We start from the raw sequence: 9,699 nt of genomic DNA, 5'->3' as shown, positions 1-9,699 counted from the left end.
AGCATGCGTGAAGACGGCGAGCGCTGGGTGCGCAGCGGCGCCACCGCGCCCGAAGAAATCCTGCGCGTGACACGGGACGCCTGATGAATCGCTACCGTTTCGAAGCCGCCGATGCCATGGGCAAGATCGAGAGCGGACACCTGGAAGCCGACAGTCAGCGCGAGGCGTTCGGGATTTTGCGCCGGCGTGGCTTGACGGCCTTGTCGGTGCACCTTGAGCAAAATACGGCCTCGGGGGCTGGCGCGGGCCTGTTCAGCGCCAAGCTGTCGGACAACGACCTGGCCTGGGCCACGCGGCAACTGGCGAGCCTGCTCAGCGCCAGCCTGCCACTGGAGGCCGCGTTGAGTGCCACGGTGGAACAAGCCGAGCGCAAACACATCGTCCAGGCCCTGAGTGCGGTGCGTGCCGATGTACGCAGCGGCATGCGCCTGGCGGATGCCTTGGCCGCGCGGCCACGGGACTTTCCGGAGATCTACCGCGCGCTGATTGCGGCGGGGGAGGAGTCCGGCGACCTCGCCCAGGTGATGGAGCGGTTGGCCGACTACATCGAAGAACGCAATAACCTGCGCAGTAAAATCCTCACCGCGTTTATCTATCCTGGAGTGGTAGGGCTGGTCTCGATCGCCATCGTGATCTTCCTGCTCAGCTACGTGGTGCCCCAGGTGGTCAGTGCGTTTTCCCAGGCGCGCCAGGACTTGCCCGGGCTGACATTGGCGATGCTCAATGCCAGTGATTTCATTCGCGGTTGGGGTTGGCTGTGCCTCAGTGCTTTGATCGCGGGTTTCTGGGGCTGGCGTGTGTACCTGCGCAACCCGCTGGCGCGTCTGGGTTGGCATCGCCGCGTGTTGCGCCTGCCGCTGATCGGGCGTTTTGTACTCGGGCTCAATACCGCACGGTTTGCCTCGACCCTGGCGATTCTCGGCGGCGCCGGGGTGCCGCTGCTGCGTGCACTGGAAGCGGCACGCCAGACCTTGTCCAACGACTGCCTGAGCCAGTGCGTCAACGACGCCACTGCCAAGGTGCGCGAAGGCGTCAGCCTGGCCACGGCGCTGGCGGCGGAGAAAGTCTTCCCGCCACTGCTGATCCACCTGATCGCCAGCGGCGAAAAGACCGGCTCGCTGCCGCCGATGCTCGATCGCGCCGCGCAGACACTGTCCCGCGATATCGAGCGCCGGGCGATGGGTATGACCGCACTGCTGGAGCCACTGATGATCGTGGTGATGGGCGCGGTGGTGCTGGTGATCGTGATGGCGGTGCTGTTGCCGATCATCGAGATCAACCAACTGGTGCAGTAGCAAAAAAGCCCTCGTCACCGAGGGCTTTTCATTTCACGAAGGTGACACCGCTGCTTAGAGCTTACCGGCGCCGGCCTTGGCCTTGACGTCGGCGGCGACCTTATCGGCAGCCAGCGGAGTGTAGCTGTACGGTGGGGTCCAGCCGATGCTCGAACTCCACGAGCAGCTCAATGCGCTGCCGTTGAGGGTCGAGCCGGTGTCGCGGTAGACGCTGCCACCGTAATCGCCGGCGATCTTGTCGCAACCGCTGATACCGGCGATCTCGAAGGCGTTACGCTCGGAGAAGATCTTCGAGTTCTTGCCCACACCGTGAGCGTACGAGAACGGGTACACCTTATGGCTGGTGCTGCCCACATGGTAGTTGTTGTACAGATGCACCTGGCCGAAACGCACGCGCGGCGCACGGGCAGAGATATTCTCAAACAGGCTGTTGTGGATGGTGACCTTGAGCTTGCCGTCGTCGGTGGTGCGGCTGTCGCTGGAACCGATCAGGTTGTTCTTCTCGTGCGACTTGAACGCCGAGTACGAGATGGTCACGTAGTTGGCGCCGTTTTTTACATCCAGCGCGCCGTCGTGATGCTGCTTCGGACGGCCGTTGGCACTGCCGTTCTGGTCATCGGTACGGCGGCCATCGGTGAAGGTCACGTGATCGACCCACACGTTATTGGCGCCCTCGATGGTCAGGCCATCGTATTCCGAGTTCCAGTTGCCGGCGCTGCCGTCCGTGGGGTCCCACTTCGGCTCGGGATCCCAAGGGTTTTCGATGGTGATGTTGCGGATGATGACGTCGTTTTCCTTGGCATAGAAGAAACCCTCACGGATCTCGGCATTGCTGGTGGTACCGACGATGGTGGTTTTGCCAGGAATATCCAGGCGACCGCGTACCTTCATATCAGCAGTCGTCGTATAAGCCTTGCCTTCGCTGATATCGATGATGCCGGTGATCTTGATGATGCGGCCGTTGGTGCCCACCGACGCGCTCAGTGCGGTTTTCAGCTCCGCCGCGTTTTTTGCCGTGTAGATATTATTCGCCGCAGCTCGCGAGCCGCCCTTGGTGCCGCCGTTCTGAGTGGCCCAACCAGTGGTGGCCGAATCCAGCCAGATGTCCGCGGCATGCGCAGGAACGCTGGAAAGCAGCAGGGCACCGATAACGGCACTGGCCAGTTTTGAGGCAGTGAAGGTTGAGGGGGTTGTCATGAGTAATCAGATCCTTGATTAACTTGAGTGTTTAAACGCGCACAGGCATGCGCGTTTCTCGAGCGGACGTCCTTGCCACTGGTGCAGCGAATCGAACGTCCGCTGCATGAGAAATACTATCATGCGTGTATTCGTTGTCGTACAACTGTTTGTAAAATTAACGAGTAAAAAGTTTTATTGACTAAAACAAAATATCGGATAATTATTCCTGTGCATCTGCTCCCATGCAGAGTCATCTTCAGGGTTATCCCGATGAGCCTTAAAACCCCGTCTGTACTGGCGACTCTTTACGTCGAGGCCAATGAGTCGTGCTTTGCAACCCCCGTGGCACCTGTGCTGATGCAGGGCTTCCCGGCCGAGCCGAATCACCGGGTAACGTGGCACAACTGGATGCGCGCGCCCTTCAGCCAGTGGGGGTTCCGTCATCTGGCGCGGCTGCGTCCCACGATTGATGTGGCGGCGGGTTCAAGGCCTGCCGGTCAGCTCAAGGAAGCGCCCACAGCGCTGGACCCGCTGTGTTTCGACAGCGAATGCGGGCTCAGCATCAGCGTGATCGAACACCTTGTGGCCAGCCAGACCGACGCTTTTTTAGTGATGCAGGGCGACACGGTGTTGTTCGAGCGCTACTTCAACGGCCAGCGCGCGGATGACCGGCACATCATGTTTTCGGTGACCAAGTCGCTGATCGGCACCCTCGGCGAACAACTGGTTTCCAACGGCATGCTCAAGCCTGAGCTGTCCGCCGCGTACTACGTGCCTGAGCTGGTGGGCAGTGCGTTTGGCGATGCCACCGTGCGCCAGTTGTTCGATATGGCCGTGGGCATCGACTACAGCGAGGTGTATGACGATCCCGCCTCCGAGAGTTCGCAGTACGGTTATGCCTGCGGTTTCCAGCCGGCACCGGCGCCATACGCCCAGTTTGAATCGCTGTACCAATACCTGCCGTCACTGAAAAAACGTGGCGCACACGGCGGCTTTTTCCATTACGTGACCGCCACCACCGAAGTCCTGGCATGGGTCATGGAACGTGCCTCGGGCCAGGCGTGCAGTCAGATGTTGGAACAGATCTGGGGGCGCTTGGGGTGCGAACGCGACGGTTATTTCATGGCCGATCCCTGGGGCCGTAACGTTGCCGGGGCGGGCTTCAGTGCCACCTTGAGAGACATGGCGCGCTTCGGTCGCCTGCTCGCCAACGACGGTCGCCAGGACGGGGTCGAGCTGTTGTCGCCCGAGACTGTGGCGCGTATCGCCGCCGGTTCTGATCCGGCGATCTACGCGCAAAATGCCGAGTTCTCCAGCTGGACGCCGGGTGCGTCCTATCGCAGCCAGTGGTACGTGTTCAACGACCACAGCCAGGCCCTGATGGCTGGGGGGATCCACGGCCAATACCTGTTTATCGATAAGCCGTCCGGCGTGGTGATCGTCAAGCAATCGTCGCTCACCGATGCAGTCAGCCCGTTCGATAACGACAGCGTGCGCATGCTGCGCGCGATCGCCGCCCACCTGAGTCGCTGATCCACGCCAAACAATAAGAGTCTTGCGTTCTATTCACCTGGCTTGCCCAGGTGTTGGCGGCGCCCTGCGTCGCCATTGACTGCCCTGTAACAACAATAATTCCACAGGAGCTTCTTATGGTTTTCACCAAGCGTTTTTCCCGAGCGCTGTTAGCGTTCGGCTTACCCTTGACCACCCACGTCGCGTTGGCGGGCTACACCTTTGAGGACGGCGATCTCAAGGGTGAAGTCAATCTCACGGCGGGTGGGGCGACGCTGTTTACCCGTGGCGTCAACTTCGGCAGCGGCCAGGTCGATGCACGCAACGGTAAAAACGGCGGCGCCCGGATCAACTGGCAAGAGGTCTACGTAAAGCCGGGGGTCAAGCTTGAGTATGCGTTGCAACCGGATTTCAGCCTGCTCGCGGGCGGTTCCCTGGTGGCGGCGAGCACCTTCGGCGATGGCGATGCGGGAGGCTTCAGTCGCAGCTCCGACGGCAAGGTCGCAGCCGAAGAACTCTACGGCGGTTTTCGCGTCGGCGAGTGGAAGTTCACCGCCGGCCGCCAGAACTACATGATCGGTACGGGGTTCATCGTCATGGACGGTAACCTCGACCAGTACAAGGACGGCGCCTACTGGCTCGGCCCGCGAACTGCGTTCAAGGACTCAGCGATCCTGGCCTGGGATCATGACGCGCTGAAGTCCCAGGCCTTCACCTTGCGTACCGATGACGACTTGGGCGATTTCCGCATGACCGGCGTGAACGTGGATTACAACCTCGATGACCAGGTTACGCTCGGCGCCATGGCCATGAAGGTCAATGCCCTTGGCCCCCGGGGCAGCACGCTGCCGCGCCGTCGGGACGGGATGCAGGTGTACAACGTCAGGGCGCTCAACGCCAAGGTGCCCGGCGTCCAGGCGCTGACCCTGAATGCCGAATACGCGCTGGAGCGCGGCAGCGGCGAGGGTGTCGACTACGATGCCAACGCCTGGTATGCCCAGGCCGACTATGCCTTCACTACCTTGCCGCTGACGCCGATCATTGGCTACCGCTACGCGAGCTTTTCCGGCGACGACAACCTTACCGACAACCGCCAGAAAGCCTGGGATTCACTGAGCAAGGGCTTTGTCGACTGGAGCACGTGGCTGGTCGGGGATGTGGTCGGCAACTACCTGCTGTTCAACAGCAACGAAAACGTCCAGCAGTTCTCCCTCAAGACCCACCTCAACGACACCCTGACCCTCGGCGCGATTCACTACCAGTTCTGGCTGGACGAAAAAAACTACATGGGCGCGCCGGTCAGCGATCGGCGCTTTGCTGACGAAAGTGTGGTTTTCCTCGACTGGACGCCCACGCCGTCGTTCTATACGTCGCTGTCCTACAACTGGGTCAAGCCGCTGGCCGCCGCCAAACAGGTGTTCGGTAACGACCAGATGTTCAGTGCGCTGGAACTGTATTTCACCTACCGCTATTAAGTGCTGCGAGCCATCGCGGCCGCGCTGGAGTGTTTTGATCATGAACAGATTTTTGCGTAACACCGTGCTGGGCACTGTCGCCTCGTTGCTCATCAGTGGTTTTTGCCTGGCTGAAGAACGCACCGTACGGATCTACAACTGGATCGAATACCTGCCACCCGAAGTGCTCAAGAGTTTCCAGGAAGAAACCGGCATTCGCCCGATTTACGATGTGTTCGACAGTGCCGAAACCATGGAGTCCAAGCTGCTGACGGGCAACTCCGGGTATGACGTGGTGTTCCCCGGCACCGCCAACCTGGGGCACTTGATCACGGCCGGGGCCGTGCAGCCGCTGGACCGCACGCAGTTGCCGAACTGGCAGCACCTGGACCCGCAGTTCATGCAATCCCTGGAAGCCGTGGGTGACACCGGCAACCGCTACGCCGTGCCTTACCTATGGGGCACCACATTGATCGGCTACAACGTCGACAAGGTGCGCAAGGCCCTGGGTCCCGACGTGCAGATGAACAGCTGGGACATCATCTTCAAGGAAGAAAACCTCGCCAAGCTCGCCAGTTGTGGCGTGGGTTTCCTCGACGCCGGCAACGAGATCCTGCCGATTGCCTTGCACTACAAGGGCCTCGACCCCAATAGCCAAAAGCGTGAGGACTATGTGCAAGCCCAGGCCGTGATGATGAAGATTCGCCCTTACGTCACTTACTTCAATTCGTCGCGCTACGGCATGGACCTGGCCAACGGTGATATCTGTGTGGGCGTGGGCTGGTCCGGCGGTGTCGCATTGGCCACGCGACTGGCAGATGCCGCCGGCAAGGGCGTCAAGGTCGAGATGGCACTGCCCAAGGAAGGCGCGCCGATGTGGGCGGACGTGATGATGATCCCGGCCAAGGCACCCGATCTGGCGGAGGCCCATGCGTTCATCAATTACATCCTGCGCCCGGACGTGATTGCGCGCATCAGCAACAGGATCGGCTACCCCAACCCGAACAAGGACGCCACTGCGCTGGTGGACGCCAGCATCCGCAACGACCCCAACATGTATGTGCCGGAGGAAGCGCGCAAGACCCTGTTCGCCCTGGAACCGATTCCGGCCGCCGTGGAGCGCATCCGTACCCGCACCTGGACGGCCATCAAGAGCAACCGCTGATCAGTGTGGCCCGGTGCGTGCGCGTCGGGCCTGGAGCTTGCCATGACTGAACGGATTGACATTGCCCCCAACTTGCAGCGGGTGCTGACCCTTCGCGTCGCGATAGGGCCGGGCGTGATGCTGGGCGACAGCGTTGAAGGCCTGCGCTGCAATTACCCGATTGTGGGCGGGGATTTCGATGGGGTCGGCATCAGCGGCCAGGTCCTGGCGGGCGGAGAAGATTGCTTTCTTTTGCGCCCCGATGGCATCGGTCAACTGGATGCCCGCTACAGCGTGAGGACCGACGAAGGCGAGGTGATCAACATCCGTAACCGGGGTGTGCTGAGCATGACTGAGTACGGACGCCAACTGGAGCGCGACGGCCAATGGCCGATTCCTGAGACGGAGTACCGCTGCACCTGCACCCCGGTGTTTCAGGTGCCCAAGGGGCGGCTGGACTGGCTCACCCGTTCAAGTTTTATCGGCCTGGTGCATTACCCGGGCGCCGACCAGGTGGTGATTCGTTGCTATCGCTTTTACTGAGGCCCGGCCCTGGAAGCTGTCAGGCCTGCATGCCGTAGAACAGCAGCTCGGTGATACGCCTGACCTGGGTCGAGTGCGCGTCGATATCCGGGTGTTCCTGGTTCACCAGCCTGAACAGTTGCAGGTGCGAATAGTCGTTCAACAGGAACGCGGCCAATTCCACATCGAGTTGTGGGCGCAGCTTGCCGGCCCGTTGCAGTTCCCGCAGCAGTTCGCTGATTTGCGCCCTGAGCGCATCGTTCATGGCGCGATAACCGGCCGGCAGTTCATTGCTGCCGCCGAACAGGATCAGCGGCAGCAGTTCACGCCAGAGGCTGGGGTGCATGACTTCCAGGGCATAGCCGGTGAGCAGGCTTTCCAGGTGGCACAGCGCTTCGACCGGATCGTCGATTGTGTGGATCTCGCGGCGGGTGTCGCTGATTGCGCGCTGATCGGCGTGGTGCAGGATTTCCAGGATGATTTCCTGCTTGTTGCCGAAGTACTTGAACACCGTCGGCGGCGAAACCCCGGCCTGGCTGGCGATCTGTTCGATGGTGGTGTTCTGGAAACCCTGGCGCTCAAACAGCTCGATCGCGGCCTGGCTGATAGCTTGCCGGCGTTCGGCTTTCTGACGTTCACGCAGTCCGCTCACAGGAGATCCTTGTCACGAGTAAAAAGAGGGGCGCTTATCGCCCCGGTATCCCTGCAAAATACTTAATTGGGTAAAGCTTTTAAAGCACTAATTGGCATTCAAGGGATTTGCCGCTGATGCTTCTTCAACCGGTAGGCAAATTGAGCGCGGCTGAGCCCCACAAGCCTGGCGGCGGCGGCCAGGTTGCCGGCGTTGCGTTGCAGGGCTTCATTGAGCAGGCGCGATTCAAGGCCTTCGATGGAAAACCCCGGTTCCAGTTGGCCAAGGGTGTCGAACAGTGCCAGGCACGGCGGCGGTGCGCTGTTGGACAGGCTGCCGTGGTCGTCGAGGCCGTAGGGATCGGCCGGCATCGGTTCGTTGCGAAACAGGTGCACCAGGTCAATGGGTTGGCCTTCGTCACTGGCGATCAGGCCGCGTTCGATCAGGTTTTGCAGTTCGCGCACATTGCCCGCGAAGTCATAGCGCAGCAACACCTTCAGGGCGCGCATGGTCAGGCCCGCCGGCGTTCGCGCGTATTCCTGGCAGAAGCGCGTGAGGAACGCATTGATCAACAGCGGGATGTCGTCCCGGCGTTCGCGCAGCGGGGGCAGGGCGATGGGATAGACATTCAAGCGGTAGAACAGGTCCTCACGAAAGCTGCCGTCAGCCACGGCTTTACGCAGGTCGAGATTGGTGGCGGCCACCACGCGCACATCCACCTTGATACCGCGCACTCCGCCGACCCGTTCGATTTCCCGTTCCTGCAAGGCCCGCAGCAACTTGCTTTGCCCGGCCAGGCTGAGGCTGGTGATTTCATCCAGAAACAGCGTGCCGCCCTGGGCCCGTTCGAAACGTCCAGGCCGCGAGTGCGTCGCGCCGGTATAGGCGCCGCGTTCGACACCGAACAGTTCGGCCTCGATCAGGTTGTCCGGAATGGCGGCGCAATTGAGCGCCACGAACGGGCTGTCCTGGCGGCGGCTGAGCTGGTGCAACTGGCGCGCAAACATCTCCTTGCCGACCCCTGACTCGCCGCTGATCAACACCGTTGCCGGGGTCAGTGCGACACGTTGCAGGGCTTGTGTCGCGGCGTTGAAGGCCGCACTCGCACCCACCAGTGTTTGCGGCGGGTTGGCCCTGGCACTGTGGTTCACCGGGTGGTCGGGCGTGGGCGCGACCGTGGCGTTGGTGACGGCCTGGGACACATTCAGGTAGCGCAGGTCCTGCTCGACGTCACCCCATTGCTCCGCGGTCTTGCCGATCACCCGGCAACAGCGGTGGCCCATGCCCCGGCATTCCACCTCGCGGAAAATCACCATTTGCCCGAACAGGCCACTGACAAAACCGATCGCATAGCCGGTTTCAGTCCAGCACACCGGGTCCTGGCCGATGCCGTAGGCGCCCACGTGTTCATCGGCCTCGCAGGAGTGGTGCCAGAGGAACTCGCCTTCATAGAACCCCGAGTCGGCATCGAACTTGAAGTGCAGCGGTTCAACCTTGGTCATGCCTTCCAGGGTGTGCAGGTGGGTCCCGGCGCGGAACACCGCGGCGGCATCGGCCTGTGGCCAGCGCTCGCGGATCAACCGCGCGTCCCGCGCGCCGGAGACATAACCGGTGCGGGTGAACAGGCCACGCGCCTGCTCCAGCCCCAGGCGCTCGATGACTTCCCGGCGCAGGGCACCGAACGACGAACCGTGCAGCAACACCATGCGTTGATCGTTGAGCCAGATACGCCCGTCTTCGGGCGAGAAGAACAGGCAGTCAGTCAGTTCCGCCGGGGTGGGCGAGCTGCTGTCACTGAGTTGGCGGCTGTCGCCGCGCGGATGGTAGGGCGCGCTGGCCACCCGGTCGTCGGGCAGCGCGCTGGGGGGATTAGTCATTGTTATGCCCCTGCAAAGCGAGTGATCGATATGAGTAACTGCTCAGATAGTTATTAAACATAACCTTATCAATTGAACAAGTGGC

9 protein-coding genes are annotated in these 9,699 nt (G+C 61.4%); 6 read left to right on the top strand and 3 right to left on the bottom strand.

Translation table 11 applies throughout. The annotated features are described in order from the left end of the window. The coding region (locus tag PspCFBP13509_RS31870; RefSeq protein ID WP_242001108.1) for a hypothetical protein at nucleotides 1–84 on the top strand (84 nt) is incomplete at its 5' end. Further along, entirely contained in the window at nucleotides 84–1,295 is a 1,212-nt protein-coding gene (gspF, locus tag PspCFBP13509_RS28490; protein WP_027603448.1) for a type II secretion system inner membrane protein GspF, read from the top strand. The genes PspCFBP13509_RS31870 and gspF, both read left to right, overlap by 1 nt. Nucleotides 1,296–1,349: 54 nt before the next feature. Here the strand turns inward: gspF and PspCFBP13509_RS28485 are convergent, their stop codons facing one another. Beyond that, nucleotides 1,350–2,492: a pectate lyase family protein gene (locus PspCFBP13509_RS28485; RefSeq protein WP_074845851.1), complete on the bottom strand. Its 1,143-nt coding sequence runs from the start codon at nucleotides 2,490–2,492 to the stop codon at nucleotides 1,350–1,352. Nucleotides 2,493–2,744: 252 nt separating this feature from the next. Here PspCFBP13509_RS28485 and PspCFBP13509_RS28480 point away from each other — a divergent pair, with 252 nt between their 5' ends. The 4 genes from PspCFBP13509_RS28480 to PspCFBP13509_RS28465 all read left to right on the top strand — a co-directional run bounded on the left by PspCFBP13509_RS28480 (nucleotide 2,745) and on the right by PspCFBP13509_RS28465 (nucleotide 7,127). Beyond that, nucleotides 2,745–4,007: a serine hydrolase domain-containing protein gene (locus PspCFBP13509_RS28480; protein ID WP_137213005.1), complete on the top strand. Its 1,263-nt coding sequence runs from the start codon at nucleotides 2,745–2,747 to the stop codon at nucleotides 4,005–4,007. 116 nt (nucleotides 4,008–4,123) lie between these two features. Beyond that, entirely contained in the window at nucleotides 4,124–5,461 is a 1,338-nt protein-coding gene (locus PspCFBP13509_RS28475) for an alginate export family protein (RefSeq protein WP_137213004.1), read from the top strand. Between the two features lie 40 nt (nucleotides 5,462–5,501). Next, a complete protein-coding gene (locus PspCFBP13509_RS28470) occupies nucleotides 5,502–6,605 on the top strand; it encodes a polyamine ABC transporter substrate-binding protein (RefSeq protein WP_137213003.1) in 1,104 nt (367 codons plus the stop codon). A gap of 42 nt (nucleotides 6,606–6,647) precedes the next feature. After that, the gene (locus PspCFBP13509_RS28465; RefSeq protein ID WP_074845859.1) at nucleotides 6,648–7,127 is read left to right on the top strand and encodes a DUF3237 domain-containing protein; all 480 of its coding nucleotides are present in this window, start codon (nucleotides 6,648–6,650) and stop codon (nucleotides 7,125–7,127) included. 19 nt (nucleotides 7,128–7,146) lie between these two features. On the opposite strand, the gene PspCFBP13509_RS28460 is transcribed toward PspCFBP13509_RS28465, so the two are convergent. After that, on the bottom strand, nucleotides 7,147–7,758 hold the full coding sequence (locus PspCFBP13509_RS28460; RefSeq protein ID WP_065947038.1) for a TetR/AcrR family transcriptional regulator: 612 nt from the start codon (nucleotides 7,756–7,758) through the stop codon (nucleotides 7,147–7,149). A 98-nt stretch (nucleotides 7,759–7,856) separates the two neighbouring features. Further along, nucleotides 7,857–9,614, bottom strand: coding sequence for a sigma-54-dependent Fis family transcriptional regulator (locus PspCFBP13509_RS28455; RefSeq protein WP_074845862.1), 1,758 nt, complete (start codon nucleotides 9,612–9,614; stop codon nucleotides 7,857–7,859). Between the last annotated feature and the right edge of the window lie 85 nt (nucleotides 9,615–9,699).

Origin of the sequence: Pseudomonas sp. CFBP13509 (genome assembly GCF_005233485.1) — a bacterium.
Lineage (GTDB): Bacteria > Pseudomonadota > Gammaproteobacteria > Pseudomonadales > Pseudomonadaceae > Aquipseudomonas > Aquipseudomonas marginalis.
Note: the sequence above shows the minus strand (reverse complement) of the source record. Positions and strands in the feature narration are given on the sequence as shown.